We start from the raw sequence: 20,054 nt of genomic DNA on the forward strand, positions 1-20,054 counted from the left end.
ATTTATTACTTTATCTATTATATACCTATGTTCGAAAAATAACAATGTGAACATTTATTTAGTTGGTTCTTTGGCAAAGAATAACTTTACTGGAGTGTGGAGTATAAATTTTAATCCAGTAGTTTTTTCAAGAGGTGTAAATTCAATGTTATCAACAAAAAGTACACCTTGGACTTCAACTCTATTCTTTTGGTTGTGAAAGAGATATTTATCATTCTGTTTGACAAAATAGATGTATTCTAATAACTGATAAAGACCTTCCATCATGTATTCCCTATCTGTAGTATATTTTACCTCTCCAATTACCAATTTCACCAATTCGCCATTGTTTTTATTGCGAACTTCTATTAGAATATCAGGTCTACCACTCCAAAAACTGTCATCAGAAGTATTTTTGTTGTCAAAAAGATAAAAAGCCAATTGTTTAGCCATTTTTCTTGCATTTGTATATCTTTTGAAATATTCATTATCTACATCTTCCACCTCTTCAAATCCTACTTTAAACATAATGTCTTTCAAATTAGAAACATTGTGATAAAGATGATACTCAAATACCTCATCTTCCCACATAGCAATTTTATTATTTTTCCCATCTACAACAAATAACTTTTCATCTGAAGCGTTATCTCGCAAAATTCTAATTATCCAGTAGAGTTCAAACAACGTACTCTCATCAGCCACTTCAATAAAAGTTTTCTCAAATAGATTTTTTATTTCTTCCTCTTCTAAATCAAGCCGCACAACTCTTCTATATTCTCTTAAAAGCTTTGCAGCTTGACTATATAAATTATTTCTGTGCTTTGAAACCATTTCAATCATTCTATCCGTTATCTTTGCATGGTTAAGGTCTATCTTACTTAAGTATGAATTTTTTTCATACAGTTCCTTAACAATTTTATTTATCTCTTTTCCCTTTTCATACCATTCAAATTTGGTAAACCTTTCCATACCAATATCCAGAAATATAGTTTCATACAATACTCTTACGAATTCCTTCAAAACAAGGTTTTCCTTTGTACTATACAGTTTATTTGTCTGATTGCAACACAAGAGTGTTGAATCTTTACAATTTTGGTTAAATCTTCTTATAAGTGTCTTCTGCCAATTTATCTGACCTTTAACTTGAACATGATTTGTTTCTTCACTTAGAATGGTTGAGACTTTTAACTTTCTTAGCATACTTGGAAGATTTAATACAAAATCTCTTACTTCTGATTTTAGTAAAAAATGAATTCTTAATAGGTCTTCTATCCTATGAATATTCAAATTCAATTTGTTTAAAAAAGTAAACAGTGACAATTTGCCGGATTTGAGGTAAATAATCAAATGGTCTTTAATGGCTTCATAAAGTACTTCCTTTGGTGTTTTCATAATTATCACCCATTGTCAAAAACTAATACCAAAAAAACCAAAAAAATCACTTACAAAATCTTTTAATTTTTCTTTCTGCTTTGTAAAATCACCGATTTCACTTTGACATAATTCTTCCACAAAGTTTTTTATCTCATTTTCTAAAAGCCCTTCAAACTGTGGTAAAATATACAAAATTACTGCAGAAGTATAATCCCCTTCAATGCTTACATATCTTGCTACATCTTCAATAATTCCTGGCCCAATTTTTCGATATCTATTAGTGATTTCCCAAACCTTTGCTAAACCCTCTTTTAAGCTAATGTTGTTAATGCTCCTGTCTTCTATTCCCCAAATTCTTAAATACTTCTCTACAAGTTCACCATCAATGTTTTTGGGAATGGTGACAGGAATGAAGGCAAATCTTCTCATGAATGCATAGCTCATCTCATAAAGAGAAGTTTTGTCAAATGTATTCATTGTCCCAATTATTCTAAAATCTCTCGGCACTATATATTCATGGTCTTTGGGATAGATATCGTCATCACCCTCTTGAGGCCTTATAACTATGTTTTCACCTTCCTTGGTTTTAAAACTCAGAATTACTTTTTGACCTGTTATCACTGAAAAAAGAGCACCAAATGCCTTGTCTATATCTGCTCTGTTAATCTCATCAATTATTAGCCATTTATTGGTGAGTATTTTGCTATTTTTGTCTTTAAAAAGCCTCAAGAATACTCCTTCATCAAAGAACAGACTTCCATCAATGTCAGGTTTATATCCACCAATTGTATCATATGTTGACCAATCTGACATAGCTGTGACCATTTCATACTCAACACCATAACTTTTGCATATTTCTTTTGCCAGTTTTGTTTTACCTGTGCCAGGTGGACCAATCAAGATAATATGTTTACCCGATTTTAGTGCTGTGGAGATTCTTTTGAGTAAAACCTCTTCATCTTCGAAAAATAAATTTTCTATTCTTAGGGTTTTGTCAAAATCGACACTTATTTCAGGCTTCTTTGCTTCTTGAGTGCTAACTTCATTATTTTGCTCCGAATAATTAAGTTCTTTGAATTTATCAAAAACATCAACAAGCTTTTTTTCAACCTTTGAAAAAGAAAAATCTTCTACGTTCGTAATAATTTCAATATCTTCTACTTCTCCCTTTATTCTTTGTTTTAATTCTGAACCAATCCAAAGACCATACTTAACACCTTCTGCGCTCACATCAATAAACAGTTGTGCTGATGTTTTGTGTGTCTCTTTATCCTTAGGATACAAAGCAATCCAACATCTTGAAGATCCAAAATTAGCTGGTCCTTCAAAGTTGCAGATGTATTTGTTTTCTTTGAATTCAAAATCAGAAAAGTGTTCTATTGATTTTATAGCATTGTAAATTTTTCTCAATTCTATATCTACTTTTTCTTTAAATCTATCAAAATAAAAAGGAAACAAAATTCCAAAATCAGACCAGGGTTTTAAGATATTTTTCTCTGATTTGCTTTGAACGTCATTTTTCAGCTCTTCAAAATCTTCAACTGTTATCTTTTTGTTTTCCAAAATCATCTCAGCTATTTTAAATCTTATGAGATTTACTTTTTCATTCTCTGAATATTTGTCCTTTAAGTGTACAATATAATCTTCTGGAAGATTATTAATATAATTAATAAATTTTGTAATATCCCTCTCAAAAGCATGAAGGAGTTTTGCATGACTATACAGATACTTGACAGCTATCTTACACACTAACTGTTTGTAAGATGTGATACAAAAAATAAAATCTTGAGCATCTAACATAGAAGGATTTTTCATATAGTCTTTTTTTACAAAGTAATCTATTAAAATTCCGCATATTGAGTAGTAATTGTAATACTTTTCAGCAACATCTTTTGCAAATTCATCAATTCCGAACGACCTAAGAAAATCTTTAAAAGCATCATCTTTATACAAGGGATACCTGCGCATATCGTACCCTGCTAATAAATATCCAATAAGTGGAGTGCCAAAACTGCTCTTAGGATTGTAATCTTTAGCACTCTCTATAAACCTTTTTATCCTCAGAGTTAAATCCGCAGAGTCTTCATATAAAAAGTTTAAAAGCTCAGCCACTTTAAAAGGTTCTTGCATTGCAAAGTTGAACAAATCAAGCAAGCTTTTCCAATGAACAAAGCTTCCGCTTGTTGGATTTTGATTTTGAAATTCTTTGATAACTTCCAGGATATTTTCTGCTGTTATTCTTTTGTTCTTTAAATAATCATTGAGTTTTTTCAAAACTGGCTCTTTGTATCTTTCGCCATATTCGTTACTTTCTTTAAACCTTAAATATTCCTCAACAGCTATATCTATATAACTATCTTGAAAAAGCCTTTCTTTCACATCTTCAACCTTCATTTTAGTCTATGCCTCCAAAGCAGGGTTGTTTCTCCTTTATTTACTTTAATGCTATTATAGCACACTCTTTTCACTATTGGTGCTACAAAATCCTCAAATATCTTTTTAATCTTAACTTTTGCCTCAGATCTTGAAACTTTCTTTATACATTTGTCTATCTTCTATATCAAAACTATTCAACATAATAACACAATATTTCCACATATACTGCTATTGAATTCTGCTTAACTTTTTTTTCGAAAAAACTACCTTTGTACACAATATCCAATTAAATTTGTACATATTGACTATTTTCAAAATGCTGATTTGATTGTGATTAGTTCAGATGTTATAATAATTCTAAGAGGTGTTATATTAAAATTTAATATCAAAAGGAGGGTGATACTTTTACCCACAAGAATCAAATATATTCCTCACAACATCTACAAGAAGGTGGAAAATTGATGCAACTTGTTTTAACGTCTGGACCGTTCAGAGCTCTCCGGCACAAAAACTATAGGTATTACTGGTTTGGGCAGGCAATATCGGTAATTGGTTCATGGATGCAGAACATGGCAATGCAATGGCTGGCTTTAGAGCTTACAAATTCAGCGTTGCTTTTGAGTATTGTCACTGCATGTGAACAAGTACCTGTAATGTTTATTTCGCTTTTTGCAGGGGCAATACTTGATAAAAGGCAAAAAAGAAGAATTATTTTGTTAACTCAAAGCCTTCTTCTATTCTTTGCTTTCATTCTATTTTTGATTACATATACACACACAGTTCGCTACTGGCACTTAGTAATTTTAGCTATTTTAAGAGGTCTTGTTACAACATTTGATAACCCTGCAAGACAGTCTTATATGATAACTCTCGTTGGAAAAGAGGACTTGCCAAACGCTGTTGGGCTTAACTCTATGATTTTCAACCTTGCAAGAATTATAGGCCCTGTCATTGCAAGCTTGGTAATATCAACAGTTGGAATTGAGATGTGTTTTTTGGCAAATGCTATAAGTTTTGTGCCAGTTATTATAGGTGTATTTCTAATTGACGCCAAAGAGCCTCAAAAAGAGGAAAATGGTAAAAGTGTTTTTGCAGAGGTGATAGAAGGGCTCAAGTATGTGTATAAGACCAAAGTACTTCTGAAAACAATATCGCTTGTTTTAATCATGGGCACATTCATACTCAATTTTAACGTTCTTATCCCTGTGTATGCAAAACTTGCTCTGGGCAGAAATGAAACAGGTTTTGGGCTTTTGATGTCATCGATGGGAATTGGATCACTTATAGGCGCATTTTTGACAGCTACAAGAAGAAAAGAAAAGATTAATTTAAATCTACTTTTTAAGTTCATTCTTTCTGTGTCAATAGTTTACATTTTTCTTGGTCTGAACAAAAGCTATGCAGTCGCTTGTGTGCTGTTTGTACTTGTTGGGCTTCTTGCAATAAGTTTTAACACAAGTGCAAACGCTCTTTTGCAACTTTCATCAAGCGATGACTTCAGAGCAAGGGTACTGAGTATTTACTTTCTTTGCAATGCTGGAACAACACCGATTGGCAATCTATTTACAGGAACAATTTCGCAAAAAATCTCTCCCTGGGCTGGGTTTTATATATCTGGTCTGGTTACTATAGGTTTGACCACAATCGTTCTTATCACCACCTTTAAGAAAAGGAACCTTGAAAAAACTAAATAATCTTAATCAGCACCATCAAAAACGGCATTATTACAACCGAAAACACAGTGGAATATGTAATCATAGCAGTAGCAAATTCATAGTCACCATTATATACCCTCGAAATTATAGCTGAATTTACCATCACAGGCATTGCAGACATTATGATAAATACATCTCGCATGAGTTTAGGAACGGGAATAAAATGTGAAAGAAGCCATGTGATAAAAGGTGTGACAAGAAATCTTCCTGCAAATACTAAAATGCTATCTTTATCTAACCTGAAATTTTTAAATCCCATCTCGTACATTGTTATACCTACACAGAAGATGGAAAGGGGGGTGGTAAGCCCTCCTACCATTTTAAAACTGTCAAATATAAATTTTGGAAGCTTTATCTGCAAAAGTACAAGACCAACTCCTATCAAAAATCCAATCAAAGGCGGGTTAAATATGCGCTTTAGAGTATCTATATTCAAAACCTTTTGATTTTCGGTTTTGTTGTCTCGGATAATCCCATATACACCCAATGTCCACCATATAGTAGTGTTTGCCATGTAATACAGCAGTGTATAAGGTGTTGCGACATCTCCAAAAAGCGCAAGAGACATAGGAAGCCCTACAAATATCGAATTTGAAAGCGAAAATATGGCTGCAAAAAGACCCCTTCTGTGAGCTTTTACATTTGCAACTCTTGCTATTATCACAGCAATACTGTAAGAAAGCAGGATTGACAAAAATGGAATCAAAAGCCCTTTTGCTGAATGTTCAAGTTCACTTTTTGTAAAGGTTGAAGTGAGGTTTGCTATCATATAAAGTGGCAGCGACACATTTACAACAACCTTTGCAAAAAGGTCAGATACCTTTGAGTCAAACCACCTGTACTTTGCAAGAAAATATCCAAGCATAAGCACAAATAAAATTACCAGTACTCCCTGAATGGCATTTAAAAATGTATACAACAACATTTTTTGCCCCCTTTAAAACTTCTATTTGCAAAAAAGGACAGTTTTCAAATTATTATACCATCAAAAATTTCATTTGGTAGACAATATTTGATTGTCACCATACTGACAACTGGGGCAACTCATAAGTCTTAAAACGGTGCATGGGCTTTATTGGTCTTGGAAACATCTTTGGGCTTTTAGATTGGAATGATTTTAAAATTGGTAACAAGCCATTTTCGTGTTTTGGCAGACCAGCACCATCCGCCCTGGATGAAGAAAAAGAGCAGCATAAATATTGCAGGGTGTATTAAATTTTTCAGCAGTTGTTTATAACAAAATATCAAGGTTTTGTAATTTTTCCTTCTAAACTACAACATCTTGATAATAAGGTCATCTCCGTTCTTTTGTCTATTCGTGATAACATTTTTTGGGGCTATTAAAGAGTAAAGTTTTGTGCTACAATTAAATAGATCTTACAAATAAAAAAGAAAAGTGGTGTTAAATTCAAATGAAGCAAGAACAAATAGCAGCTCAGCTTTACACACTGCGTGAGTTTTTAAAAACTGAAGAAGATATATATAACACCTTAAAAAAGATTAGCGAAATTGGTTTTAGAGCTGTACAAATCTCAGGCATGGCTAAGATTGATACTTGTAAATTAAAAAATATGCTTGACGAACTTTCATTAACAGTTTGTGCAACACATACCCCTTTTGAAAGGCTGAAAAATGAAATTGAATCTGTAATCGAAGAGCATAAGATATTAGGCTGTTATCATATTGTAATCCCCTCTGCTCCAAACAAATTTAGAAGTTTTGAAGGAGCACTTGAATTTGCAAAAGAGTGCAATGAAATTGGAAAAAAGTTAAAAGAAGAAAATATATCGCTTTCTTATCACAACCACAGTTTTGAGTTTAAAAGATATGACAGTAAAACATGGCTTGAGATTTTAATTGAAAATTCTGACCCAGAAGTATTAATGTTTGAAATCGATACTTACTGGGTTCAGTTTGCTGGAGCAAGTCCTGAAAAGTGGATACGAAAACTAAAAGGTCGAATTCCACTTGTTCATTTAAAAGACATGGGAATGCTTGAAGATTTTAAGCAAGGCATGTTTGAGGTGGGTTTTGGAAATTTAGACTGGGATGGAATAATAGAAGCCTGTATTGATGCAGGTGTTCAGTGGTATATAATTGAGCAGGATATTTGTCAAAGAAGTCCTTTTGAAAGTTTGAGACTCAGCTTAGATTTTTTAACGAAAAATTATGTAAAGTAAAGAAACCTTTCAAACATAGATAAGAACAATCAAGGGGCTTTTAGCACAAATTCTGTGCAAGCCCCTTTTTTCCTATTTAGAATCCTTTACCTTTTATCTTTTCAATCTCCTTTAAGACCTCCTCGTCACTTTCAAGAGGAAGCTTTACAGGTTTCCCTCTCAGGCTTGAGAGGTAAATGGCAAGTATTATTTCAACAGGATGTCTCCCTTCCTCAGCAGGGATAAGTGGTTTTGTCCTGGTTTTTATAGCATTTATTACATCTCTGTACTGTCTTACATGTCCTTCTTCTTTGATGGCAGCAGAAGATGCACCAGCAGGGCCATCTTCCTCTTTTTTGTAGCTCTCCAAATACTCCTTTTCAGACCCATCTTTGAAGTAAAGACTTTTAAGCTGGGTGTTAATAGCTATTGCAGAACCATTTTCACCAAAAATCTCAAGCCTTGTTTCAAAACCTGGATATGCACTTGTTGTTCCAACTATCTCGCCTATCGCCCCATTTTCAAACTTGACCGCTGCAACAGCTCCATCTTCAACCTCAATACGCTTGTGTGCCCGGGTTACACAATATGCATACACCTCTATGACCTTTCCAACAATCCATTGAACCATGTCTATATAGTGTATAGACTGGTTCATAAGTGCACCGCCACCATCTAAGCTCCATGTCCCACGCCAATCTCCGCTGTCATAATATTCCTGAGACCTGTACCATTTAGTATAGCTTGTTGCTAAAACAATGTTTCCAAACTTTCCTTCTGCTGTGAGCCTTTTTAAAAGCTGCATACAATCGCTGTACCTGTGCTGTGAAATTATAGAAATCACCACGTTGTTCCTGTTTTGAGCTTCTATTATTTTGTCAGCTTTAGACAACGTTATATCCATTGGCTTTTCAACAATCACATGTTTTTTTGCGTCTGCTGCCAAGACTGCCATGTCAGCATGCATACCAGAGGGTGTGCAGACAGATACAACATCAATCTCAGGATCAAGAAGCATCTTTTCATAGTCAGTATATATCTTTTTTACACCAAAATCTTGAGCAAGTTTTCTGGCTCTGTCTTCTGCCACATCGCACACAGCAACAAGCTCTGCATCGCTTGAAAGAGCTGAGATAGCAGTCGCATGCGTCTTTGATATAACCCCACAGCCAACAATGCCAAACTTAAGCTTTGACATTTTTTAAACCTCTCCTTCCTCATCTATAATCTTTTTAATCGCTCTAAAAGCTTTTGCAAAGTTTTCAGGTCCACCACCAGGAAGGTTATTGTTAAGATGAGGCTCTATCGACAAAAAACCACAAAAACCTCTCCTCTTTAGTGCAGCTATCACGTCTTTTATCCTTCCATCACCTTCACCTGCAACTGTGACACTCCCGTCTGAAAATTTTGCATCTTTTACATGCACGTACTCAATATAATCCTTTAAAAGCTCAAATGCGTGAGGATAGACCTCTACTTTGCACTGAACAAAATTTGCCGGGTCAAATGTTGCTCTCAAATTTGGTGAGTTGATTGTGGAGAGGATTTTAAAACACCTTTCGGCATTGCTTCCATATATCTCCTTTTCGTTCTCGTGAAGAAGAACAAGATTTTCTCTCTTAGCAATCTCGGTAAACTTTGAAATCCTCTCTATGACGACATCTGTATACTTTTCTTCTTCACCCTCTGGAACATAAAACGAAAAGATGCGTATGTACCTTGTCTCAAGGATGTGGGCAAGCTCAACGATGTGCTTGAAAAGCTCAAGATACTTTTCAAAGTCGCAGTTTACATCAACCTTGCCGATTGGAGACCCTATTGCTGAAACCTTTATACCACTGTCTTTTAACTTTTTTAAAACCTCCTTTGCTTCATTTTCAGTATAGTCAGCAACGCTTTTGCCATTTGCAGAACGAAACTCTAAATATTCAATACCATGTCTTTGCAAAACTTCTATTTGCTCATCTAAATTGCTTGCTATCTCATCTCCAAATGCTGAGAATATAAATTTATACACTTTCTTTTGCGCCCCCTTGTTTAAATTCCATTTTGCACAAATCCCAACTAAAATGTCAAAATGAAAACGGTTAAAAAATTGGGATTAAGAAAAATTTTTTGCTTTTGTGTGTTTTTAAATATATTTTACACCTATTAGTTTCAATTTTCAACAAAGCAAAAAAATAAACCGGCAAAATTGCCGGCTGTTTTTATTCCCCTTTGAATTTATATTCATTTTCAATCTTTTTTATCATCGAATCATACAAAAGCTTGGAAAGACCAATTCCACCTTGTTTTGAAGCCTTTTTTGAAACCTCGTCAACAAACATGTCGTTAAAAATATCATCTGCAATACTTTCTTGAAAAAGACCACCTTTGGGAATTGACTTTTGCATCTGCTTAAAAATGGCCGACAACATGACAGCTTCAAATTCCTCACAAGCCTCTTTTAGCTTTTGTTCGTCTTTCTCAGAATACGCTTTTTCAAGCCTGTCTATTACAGAATTATCTATCGACTTCTGATAACCTGCCTGAATATTAAAACTCATTATCCCATTCATTGATAACTACCTGCCTCTATTCTTTTATCTCTTCAGGTTGTTTGCCATAGAGAGCATATCGTCAGCTGTTTGGATAGCCTTGGAATTGATCTCATACGCTCTTTGGGCAATAATAAGCTTTACCATCTCATCAACAACCTGAACGTTTGACATCTCGAGGAATCCTTGAAGTATTCTGCTCTTTGGACCTTCTATCTCCTCTTCAGAAACAGGGTCGCCAGATGCAGCAGAGACGTTATATAAGTTCTTGCCTTCTGCCAAAAGTCCTTGAGGATTTATAAACCTTACTATCTTGATTTTAAATCCTGAATCCTGGATTTGACCTTCTGCGTCCTTGTAAGTTATCCTTCCTGTTTCATCTATTGTGATACTTGATATTGCAGTTTCCGGAAGAACAATCTCTGTGTCGCCCTCTGCCAAGACAGGATATCCATCTGAGGTCACAAGTTTTATCTGTCCTTCAACGTTGGAAACCTTGAAACTTCCATCCCTTGTATACCTTGGACCATTAGGGGTTGATACCACAAAAAATCCTTCCCCCTGAATTGCCAAATCAAGCGGGTTTTCAGTCCTCTCCAAGTTACCTTCTGAAAAGCTCTTTGTGATAGCAGATATTGTCACACCATGACCTATTTGGAGACTTACAGGCTTCCCATCACCTGCAACAACATCTGCTCGCGACAAAGTCTCATACAAAAGGTCTTTAAACTCTGCTTTGTCTTTTTTGAAAGCTGTTGTGTTCACATTTGCAAGGTTGTTGGATATGATATCAACATTTGTCTGCTGCGCTTTCATACCCAGGGCAGCAGAATAAAGAGCTCTCATCATCTTATTTCCTTTCCTCCTTTTACCTCTCTAATTCTTCTTACAAGTTACATTTTGACTACTTTCTCGCAATCTCATTCACAGCCTTCTGCAAAGTCTCATCCTGTGCAATAAAAGCCTTTTGGTTAGCCTCATACGCTCTCAAAACATTTATCATATTGACCATCTCTTGGACAGAATTTACATTTGACCCTTCCAAATATCCTTGTAAAACCCTTCCACTAAAAGCTATCTGCTGACTTTGTGCATCTGCTTCAAAAAGATTATTGCCGATTTTACGCAAAAGAGTTTTGTCTTGGAAATCGACAAGTCTCAAACGGTCAACAAATCTGCCGTCTTGATAGATGTTACCCTGCTCATCAATCCTGATTTGTCCCTGATTTTGCAGTACAATCCTTCCGTTTTGTCCAAGGACACGAAAACCTTCAAGTGTCACAAGCTCACCATTTGAATTTAGTGTAAATGCACCATTTCTTGTATAGTAAACCTGAACTTGACCTGTTTGAGGATCAACTTTTTCTACAGCAAAAAATCCACTTCCTCTTATCGCCAAGTTCAAAGGTTCGTCTGTCTTTATGTAAAGCCCCTGAGAAAAATCGCTAACAATCCTTGAAACGTCTGCTCCGAGTGACATATACCCAATTGCATTGTCAATACTATTTGAAGAGTCATCGTATATCCTGTAGGTCATCATCCTTCTAAAGCTTTCAACCTGGGCAATATCTCTTTTAAACCCAGTTGTACTCACATTTGCAATATTGTTAGCAGTCAAATCCATGAGTTTTTGGTTTAGAATCATCCCTGATGCAGATGTGTAAATTCCTCTAATCATTTTATAAAATCCCCTTTTTTTACCTTACTCTTGAGTCTTTTATCAAACTTGATTCCAGTTGATCAAGTGCTTCTAACGCCTTTCCTGTACCCAGCGCAACACATGAAATTGGGTCATCTGCAATTCTGGTTGGAATACCTGTCTTTTCAGAAATCAGCTTGTCCAAACCCCATAAAAGACTTCCCCCACCTGTCATAACAATCCCTGTCGATGTAATATCAGCTGCAAGCTCAGGTGGCGTGTTCTCAAGTACTCTGTGAACAGCTTCAATTATAGCCGACACTGGTTCTTCTAAGGCCTGCAACATCTCGTCTGATGTGACAATAATTGTCTTTGGAAGACCAGTAAGAAGGCTTCTTCCACGGACCTCCATAGATTCTACCTTTGGTTTTTTGTAAGCACATCCTATGTTTATCTTGAGTTCTTCTGCTGTTCTTTCACCAATTGCAACACTGTGCTTCTTTCTTATATATCGGATAATTGCCTCGTCAAATTTATCCCCTGCAACTTTAATTGACTCACTCACAACCGCTCCACCAAGCGAAATTACTGCAATGTCTGTTGTACCCCCACCAATGTCTATTACCATACATCCCATCGGCCTTGAAATATCAAGACCTGCACCAATTGCTGCTGCAATTGGCTCTTCAATCAAGAATGTCTGCTTTGCTCCTGCTTCATATGTAGCATCCAAAACAGCCCTTTTTTCAACCTCTGTTACATCTGATGGGACACACACAACAACCCTCGGCTTGAAAAATACACGCCTGCCAAGCACTTTCCCAAGAAAATACTTTAACATTGCTTCTGTCACTTCATAGTCTGATATAACACCATCTCTGAGTGGCCTTACCGCCACAATGTTTCCAGGAGTTCTTCCTATCATTCGCCTTGCTTCTTCCCCAACTGCTAAAATCTGTTTCCTTGTCTGCTCTATTGCAACAACAGACGGTTCTCTCAAAACTATACCCTTGCCCTTGACATACACCAAAACTGTTGCTGTTCCCAAATCGATTCCTATATCTGTTCCAAATGCCATATTGAGACCTATCCTTTCCTCTCTTTATTTTTGTTATATTACCTTAACAATATTTTAATTTTTAATTTAGATATTTTCAATCAATTTTATTAACAAATTTCAAAATCAAAAAAGGGACCTTCTCAGGATTCTGCCAAAGAAGGTCCCTTTCCATTTTTACTTTCCTTGCTTAAAGTACTGAATAGCTCTTTGTAGCTGCTTGTCAACATACTTTGACTTTAAAAACTCCGTAAACCTTTCATTTAACTTCTTTTGAGTTGTTATATCAAGTACTCCATTTGGTGAAAGTTTATTATCTTTTTGGAACTTCTTGAGTGCATTCACAGTCGCATCGTCCATTTTTCCAGTCCAGCTACCCAAATACCTCAAATAATAAAGTCTTTGCTGAGCAGCAAGTACTTCAAAATCCATATCGCCTTTTTTGTATTTCTTAGTTGCTGTTAAAGCCAAAATCTTGTCAGGTCCAAACTGGGAAAGCGAATCATCCTGCACCTCAATATTTGGTATAACACCTTTGCCATCTACATAGTACCCAGACGGTGATTTATACTTAGCAACTGTAACCTTTGCCATATACCCTTTTTTAGTAGCTGTTTCGGGAAGCGAGATTAGTGTCTGGACTGTCCCTTTGCCGTATGTCTTTGTACCAATCACAACACCAACCTTCCTGTCTTTAATAGCTTGGGCAAATATCTCAGAGGCAGAAGCACTTGATTCATTTGTCAAAACAGCAAGTTTGTATTTTGGATTTTTATTCTTTGATTTATACTCATCCTTGAAGGTATTGTATTCAATTGTTACAATTGGTCCCTCTGGTACAAAGAACTCACAAATCTTTACAACCTCATCCAAAAGCCCACCGGGATTGTTTCGTACATCAAATATGATATTTCTAATTCCCTTTTTGTCAAACTCATCAAGAGCCCTCTTGACTTCATTTGACGCACCTTGTGAAAACTGTGTAAGTTTAATATAACCGATATTATTTTCTAACACCTTGTACTCAACAACAGGAATCTTTATCTTTCTTCTTACAATAGAAAATCTGTAAGTTTTGCCATCTCGCAAAATGTCAATCACAACAGTTGTTCCCTCTTGCCCGCGAATAAGCTTTACAGCATCATCTGTTGTCTTGCCAACAAGAGATTTCCCATCTGCTGCAATGATTTTATCACCAACCTTTAATCCTGCCTCTTTTGCTGGCGTTCCATCAAACACACCAGTTATCACAATATAATCATCTTGTTTTTCTATCTGAACACCTATTCCAGAAAACTCCCCATTCACACTCTCTGTAAAGTCTTTAGCCTCTTGTGGTTTCATATATTCTGAGTACTTGTCAAGGCTCTTGAAAAGTCCTGCAAACATCATGTCAATCAAATCATCATAGCTGTACTTTCCAATATGATAAACCTTGGCAACTTGCAGCACTTTTTTGATATAGTCCATTTGCTGATCTGTGGGATAGTCATTTGAGATTATAAAAAACTGAGAATATACAGGAATTGCAACAAATAAAGACAATGCAATTACAATTGCAATAATTTTGAGAAAAAGTTTCTTGTTTTTGCTCATTTTACACCTTTACCTCCATTAATATATTGTTTTTATCTTCTTTTTTAATCAGTGTGAAAAATGCTCATGTTAAGATACTGCTGTGGAAGATCATTTCTAAGATAGTTAATAAGATTAAATATGATATTAGCAGCAACACCTTTTGTAAGCCTTTCCTGGGGCATGAACATATTCTCTTCAGTACCTGCCATAATTCCTGTGTCTTTTAAAACCTGAGCAGCATCTTTTGCCCATGTGGGAATGCTGCTATCGTCTAAATAGCTTGTCTGTGTTATGGGCTGAGTTATCTTTTTGTCAAAACCTATTACTCTTGAAATTACCAAAGCTGCTTCAGCTCTTGTTATATAGTCTTCAGGTTTGAAATAATCAGCGGACTTCCCTTTCATAAGTCCGGCTTTTGTAATTGCATATATATACCCATAATACTTGTGATTTAGCGGAACATCCTTGTAGATTGATTTTTTCTGAACTGTTCGCGGGTTGTAATAGTTACTATAAATGTTCAGCGTGTCAAGTAAAAGCTTTGCAAATTGAGCTCTTGTAATATACTCTGTTGGAACAAAATCATCTTTGTTGTCAAAACCATTGAAGGCAAAACATGTATTTACCGCCTCTTCATATTCATATCCTTTTACCTTGGGCAGGCTTGGAATAACAGCCATTCTGATGATTGGAGACTTCTCAATGTTTTTTTGAATCTTACCCTTGTTTCGCTTTGTCAAGACCTCACCGTTTTTGGTAAATGTAGGCATGTCATAGGTTATGTCAAGGTTACCCTCTACTTTAGATTTTAGAACATATGTACCGGTGATACTTGATGGTGTATCGTTCTTTTTAAATTCTAACAGCGTTTTTTGTACAAGTGCGATGTTAAAGTTTGCAACGCCAAACCATGAAGGTGTTTCAATAGTCTGTTTTACTTTTTGAAATTCACCACTCCCCCAGTACCCATCATATCCATAGTTTTCACCTTCAATCGAAATCTTCAAACCTCCATCATATGTTTTGATAAGATTCCACTCACCTTGATAGAAGTTCACAGCAGGGTTTGTATCTACTGCTGTTGATTTTGAAAATGAATAGTTTTGAAGGTTATAAACAGCCCCACCAACTGTCAGTGTCTCTTTGTAGCTGCTCAACGTATACTCCTTTGTTATACTACCATTTGGAAGTTTTGTCAAGCTCCCTTTGAGACTAACTGTTCTCTTTACTGTAATCTTGCCTGTTGAGTCCTTCAAATCATATGAGTAAGAGATTGTCTCAGATTTTCCAGCAGCTCTAATTTTTGCATCAAGTGTTCCAGAAAGCAAAACAGGTTGGCCTGTCACAAAAGTGTATTCGTAATAATCTATTTTAGTCTTTTTCGGGTCAGATTCTTTGTAGGAAGATATTCCTCCTTCATAACCTAAATACCCTTCTTCAGAAAATGCCATTTTAATGGGACCAAGAAAAATACTTACAATGACAATTAATAAAGCAAGAATCCTTTTTTTCAAAAGTTATGCCCCCTTTTAAAACTGCTCAAAAAACCTTAAAGTTTTTTAGTAATTAATTATAACAATAGATGGCTCTACTACTCCTTTAGAAATGTTAAAGCTGGTTTGAGGCACAAGCAAGATCACTTCATCCCCATACTGCGGTGGCTGCGATGTAATATCACCTGAACTATTTATCAAAATTGCATTTGCCGGATCTAAAACAAGGCTTGTGTTTATCTTATTCCAGGTTTTTGTAACCATATCATGGTACTGCGGATTTAAAACTTGTCCATTTTTACCCATTGTCCCTATAACTATATACCCACCAAAACTTGCATCAATAATGGACTTTGCGTACTTTCCATCATGAATAACATACACACTTTTGTTTATAAGCCCTAAAATATCCTTTGGATTATTTATGCCATATACATCACAGTATACTGTCTGGGTGTCGTATGAAAGCACAAGCGGGGTTGAAACAAATTGCCAGCCATTTTGTTTGTCAAGGTATACAAAGTTTTTAAGCTTAATATATTCAAGCTCGCTAATCTCTGAAACTTCGCCTCTTACTATAATAGGTTTTGAAACTGCTTCTTTGTATTTTGCAACAACAAGGTTTTTCCCATCAGATACAGCTATAATCTCATCCCCAACTTTTGGAGCTGTATTTGAAAGAAGTCCATTTTCAACAATGTATGAGTTTTGGTTGAAGTTTAATTGCTCACCAGATAGCGTAATGGTACCTGACTTAACATTTGTCACTTCACCTTGCAGTTGAGAAAACCACCCTTTTGAAAGAGCAAAGACTGTAGCTACAGTCTCTTGCGAAAACCTATCCTTTGTAATTACCACTACAGAGAAATTCTGTAAAATGGGTGTGCTTTTTTGTTTTATACCATCTACAATAAACAGTGCGTCAGATGGTATTTTAAATGTCTTGTAGTCATACAACCTTTCAAACTGGTTGTTTCGCAAAATAGAAATATCTGACAAATACAAAATATTACCGATTGTAGTTGCTTTTGCAATATAGATATTCTTTACATAATCATTTGTAGATATTTCAATCTTTTTGATATTTGCTGAGGCTCCAAAAAAGGACCCGGTGACTTTTACATACTGACCTTGAACCAAATCCTTAAGACTTCCTTTTGAGTTACTTTTTACAACCTCAACATCGCTACTCAGTTCATAAGGTCCATATACTTTGCCATTAATATTAAGATATATCTTCTCAGGCATTTTTGTAATCGGATTTCTCTGGATATCTTCAATTTTAGCAATCTTTGGTTGGAGATTTGATCTTGCAGTGATACTTCTCACAAAATCGCCATTAAAATAAAGATATACTATATCGCCCTTCGAAAGACTGTCAGGTGAAGTGGTTTTACCATCTTTTATAACCTTTAGTCCCATTTTTTTAGAAAACCTGTAGCTTTTTCTGACACCGTCTTGATTGTAAACTTCAATATAACTTAAGTTTGTATCAATCTCATAAAGTATACCACCGACTATATCCTCAGCTCTCTCATCATAGGTTGTGCTGATATACTGAGCAAACCCACCATACTCTCCAACTAAAACCCTCATTCCTTGATAAAAATCATTTTTTGTAAGTCCTCTTGTAAAATCTCCTTTGTCGACATAAACTGTATCAGGGGATAGCAAAAACGACATTAGCTTCCCGTTTGAGTTAATAACAATTCTGTCATTTGAGATCTGAGAAATAACACCTTCCACTCTGCTGATGTCTTGGTCTTGATAAGACAAAACCTCAATGTTATCTGCTCTGTTCTTTTTTGCAACTACTACAGCAATATTTCCAACTGACAAATCTGAAAGATTTACAGCTTTTGAGGCTCTTGTATCGTAAATTATAGCCTTGGGATTTACTAAAAGATCATAGGCCTTGCCATCTGGCAGTTTTATTTGAATTGTATTCTTTTTTACATCAATCTTCGTAATGACACCTTTCAATGTCACTGTTCCTGCTTTGGATAAAACCTCACCCAATATAACCTGACCCTTGTCATTTACATAAAGGTCAATATAATCCCCTTGTTGCAATGAAGAGGACAAACCTGCACCAGAGTCTGTTAGAACAACAAAATCTTGTTTCCCTGGAATTGTAGTTATTTCTATATCATTTCCATTGTCGTCTTCAAAGTTGTACACAGTCTTATCAGAATATCTTTGAATATTTTTTAACTCAGCAGACATTTCTTTAAGATTGTTCGCCTTTACAATGTAATCTTTAAGATTATACAAAATGAAACTTAGCTCCTCATATGTTATATAGTCATCAGGATGAAGATAACCATCAGTCCTTCCGATTAAGCTTCCGTTTTTAAGAAGAGTATTTATTGAAGATAAAAACTTACTATCAATCTTATCATAGTCAGGGTAGGTTTTGGCTAAGTTTTCGTAGCTTTGCAGTATTTTGAATGTTAACACAACCCAGCGGGCAACTTCCTGACGTGTGGCAGGTGCCGACCTTACAAAAATCAGGTCATCATATGAATATGGCCTTCCTTCATAGATAGCTCTTGAAACAATTTCGTTATTCTTTTTGATAAGATCATCTGTCATCTTTTCATGGTCTTTTTGACTTGGCTGTACCTGTGACATTGCATCTTGATACTCTTTTTTGGAAATTACTTTCAAGTCATATGCAAGTTGTATATATCCTAAATAAAGGTAGTTGTATGGTACCACAAGCTTTGTGCCAGATACTCTTTTTGATTCTAACTTTTCTGCTCTCAAGAAAGCATCTTGCTGTTTTCCTGCACTGTTTAAAATTATCGAAAGTGCTTCTTCTTTTGTAAGTATATCAGATGGTTTTATATTTTCCTTGTTTGTCGAATTTAGAAATCCCAGCGCTGCTAAAAACAAAAGTCCCTTTTTTGATACCGGATTTTGAGGAAGCTGTAGTATCTTGGTATTTTTAATCATCTTGGAATAATCGGCAACAGTTGTGTATTCAATAGCCTGTTGAGCCCATGCAGGTGTAAAAAGGCTTGATGCAAACATCAAAATTATCAATAAAGATAAAAACGAATTTTTCCTTCTCAACTTGTCCACCTTCTCATTTTCATTATGTCAAAAAAGATTTTGAAAAAAATTCTATAAAATATTATCGACCTTTTTTAACTTCAGTTCAAGCTCGGCCTTCAGCTGTTCAAGATACGAAACCAAAATCTCTGCATTATCAATCCTGTTGATTTTATCTCTAATTTTAGCTGCATTTTCTATCCCTTTTACAAAAAAACTAAGATGCTTCCTTGCCTCAAGCACTGCCATCTTCTCGCCTTTTTCAGCGCATAGCTGCCTGAAAAATTCAATTGCAACTTTGATTTTCTCATGAGGTAAGACTCTTGTTGTAACCTGCCCGTTTTCAAATCCCTCTTTTATCTGAAGAAATACCCAAGGGTTCCCAAGAGCTGCTCTTCCTATCATGATGCTATCTGCTCTTGTTATTTCATAGGCTTTTTTTGCTGACTCAAAATCCACTATATCGCCGTTGGCAACAACCGGAATTTTAACCTTTTCTTTTACCATTTTTATTATCTCCCAGTCAGCCTTCCCTGAATACATCTGTGTGCGTGTCCTGCCATGGACTGTTATAAAACTTGCACCACTTTCTTGCATGATATAGGCAAACTCTGGTGCATTTATATTCTCCTCATCAAACCCTTTTCGTATCTTGACAGACACAGGTTTTATGCTCACTCTGGTAACCTTTTCAACTATCTTTGCTGCCAAAGAAGGATTTTTCATCAGCGCACTTCCTTCACCGCTTTTTACAACTTTTGGAACAGGGCAGCCCATGTTTATGTCAATAAAATCGTACTCAAATTCATCTTGAATAATTTTGACCGCTTCAGCCATTACATGTGGGTCGCTTCCAAAAATTTGAACACCTTTTATCTTTTCATCTTCAGAAAACGAAATTAGCTCCTTTGTCTTTTGGCTTCCCATTGCGATCGCCTTTGCACTCACCATCTCAGTTACGGTAACATCTGCACCAAACCTGCTGCAAAGGCTTCTAAATACCTTGTCTGTAAACCCTGCCATTGGTGCTAAGAAGAGTTTTCCTTTGATGTTTAGCATTCTGGCTTATTGCTCCCTTCAAAAAGGCTTT

The 20,054-nt window shown here is 35.6% G+C and carries 16 protein-coding genes; 3 read left to right on the forward strand and 13 right to left on the reverse strand.

Annotated elements, in window-relative coordinates:
* Positions 1-54: 54 nt before the first annotated feature.
* Complete coding sequence (locus H964_RS04315) at positions 55-1,371, reverse strand: hypothetical protein (protein WP_237738192.1); 1,317 nt, start codon at positions 1,369-1,371, stop codon at positions 55-57.
* Between the two features lie 15 nt (positions 1,372-1,386).
* Positions 1,387-3,747, reverse strand: a complete 2,361-nt coding sequence (locus tag H964_RS04320) for an AAA family ATPase (protein ID WP_039764984.1) — start codon at positions 3,745-3,747, stop codon at positions 1,387-1,389.
* Between the two features lie 443 nt (positions 3,748-4,190).
* Between H964_RS04320 and H964_RS04325 the strand changes: the two genes are divergently transcribed.
* Positions 4,191-5,423, forward strand: coding sequence for an MFS transporter (locus H964_RS04325; protein WP_039764985.1), 1,233 nt, complete (start codon positions 4,191-4,193; stop codon positions 5,421-5,423).
* Here the strand turns inward: H964_RS04325 and H964_RS04330 are convergent.
* Positions 5,416-6,366 (reverse strand): AEC family transporter, encoded by a 951-nt coding sequence (locus tag H964_RS04330; protein ID WP_083931445.1) that lies wholly within the window; start codon positions 6,364-6,366, stop codon positions 5,416-5,418. The two genes, H964_RS04325 and H964_RS04330, sit on opposite strands and share 8 nt — an antisense overlap.
* 143 nt (positions 6,367-6,509) lie before the next feature.
* Between H964_RS04330 and H964_RS12485 the strand changes: the two genes are divergently transcribed.
* The gene (locus tag H964_RS12485) at positions 6,510-6,659 is read left to right on the forward strand and encodes a hypothetical protein (protein ID WP_162151433.1); all 150 of its coding nucleotides are present in this window, start codon (positions 6,510-6,512) and stop codon (positions 6,657-6,659) included.
* 197 nt (positions 6,660-6,856) lie between these two features.
* On the forward strand, positions 6,857-7,624 hold the full coding sequence (locus H964_RS04335) for a sugar phosphate isomerase/epimerase family protein (protein ID WP_039764988.1): 768 nt from the start codon (positions 6,857-6,859) through the stop codon (positions 7,622-7,624).
* 76 nt (positions 7,625-7,700) lie between these two features.
* On the opposite strand, the gene H964_RS04340 is transcribed toward H964_RS04335, so the two are convergent.
* The 10 genes from H964_RS04340 to dusB form a co-directional block, all read right to left on the reverse strand.
* A complete protein-coding gene (locus H964_RS04340) occupies positions 7,701-8,801 on the reverse strand; it encodes a Gfo/Idh/MocA family protein (protein ID WP_039764990.1) in 1,101 nt (366 codons plus the stop codon).
* Positions 8,802-8,804: 3 nt separating this feature from the next.
* Positions 8,805-9,620 carry a sugar phosphate isomerase/epimerase family protein gene (locus H964_RS04345; protein WP_039764993.1) on the reverse strand — a complete coding sequence of 272 codons (816 nt, stop codon included), beginning with the start codon at positions 9,618-9,620 and terminating at the stop codon, positions 8,805-8,807.
* Positions 9,621-9,810: 190 nt separating this feature from the next.
* Entirely contained in the window at positions 9,811-10,161 is a 351-nt protein-coding gene (locus H964_RS04350) for a rod-binding protein (protein ID WP_039764995.1), read from the reverse strand.
* A gap of 24 nt (positions 10,162-10,185) precedes the next feature.
* Positions 10,186-10,989, reverse strand: coding sequence for a flagellar basal-body rod protein FlgG (gene flgG, locus H964_RS04355; RefSeq protein WP_039764998.1), 804 nt, complete (start codon positions 10,987-10,989; stop codon positions 10,186-10,188).
* Between the two features lie 55 nt (positions 10,990-11,044).
* Positions 11,045-11,818: a flagellar basal-body rod protein FlgF gene (gene flgF / locus H964_RS04360; RefSeq protein ID WP_039765000.1), complete on the reverse strand. Its 774-nt coding sequence runs from the start codon at positions 11,816-11,818 to the stop codon at positions 11,045-11,047.
* 19 nt (positions 11,819-11,837) lie between these two features.
* Entirely contained in the window at positions 11,838-12,857 is a 1,020-nt protein-coding gene (locus tag H964_RS04365) for a rod shape-determining protein (RefSeq protein WP_039765003.1), read from the reverse strand.
* 156 nt (positions 12,858-13,013) lie between these two features.
* Positions 13,014-14,432, reverse strand: coding sequence for a S41 family peptidase (locus H964_RS04370; protein ID WP_039765005.1), 1,419 nt, complete (start codon positions 14,430-14,432; stop codon positions 13,014-13,016).
* A 44-nt stretch (positions 14,433-14,476) separates the two neighbouring features.
* Positions 14,477-15,916 (reverse strand): S-layer homology domain-containing protein, encoded by a 1,440-nt coding sequence (locus tag H964_RS04375; protein WP_442855713.1) that lies wholly within the window; start codon positions 15,914-15,916, stop codon positions 14,477-14,479.
* Positions 15,917-15,973: 57 nt separating this feature from the next.
* Entirely contained in the window at positions 15,974-18,994 is a 3,021-nt protein-coding gene (locus H964_RS04380; protein WP_442855712.1) for an S-layer homology domain-containing protein, read from the reverse strand.
* Positions 18,995-19,036: 42 nt separating this feature from the next.
* A complete protein-coding gene (gene dusB, locus H964_RS04385) occupies positions 19,037-20,023 on the reverse strand; it encodes a tRNA dihydrouridine synthase DusB (protein WP_039765012.1) in 987 nt (328 codons plus the stop codon).
* Between the last annotated feature and the right edge of the window lie 31 nt (positions 20,024-20,054).

The sequence above is a fragment of the Caldicellulosiruptor sp. F32 genome, assembly GCF_000404025.1.
Lineage (GTDB): Bacteria > Bacillota > Thermoanaerobacteria > Caldicellulosiruptorales > Caldicellulosiruptoraceae > Caldicellulosiruptor > Caldicellulosiruptor saccharolyticus.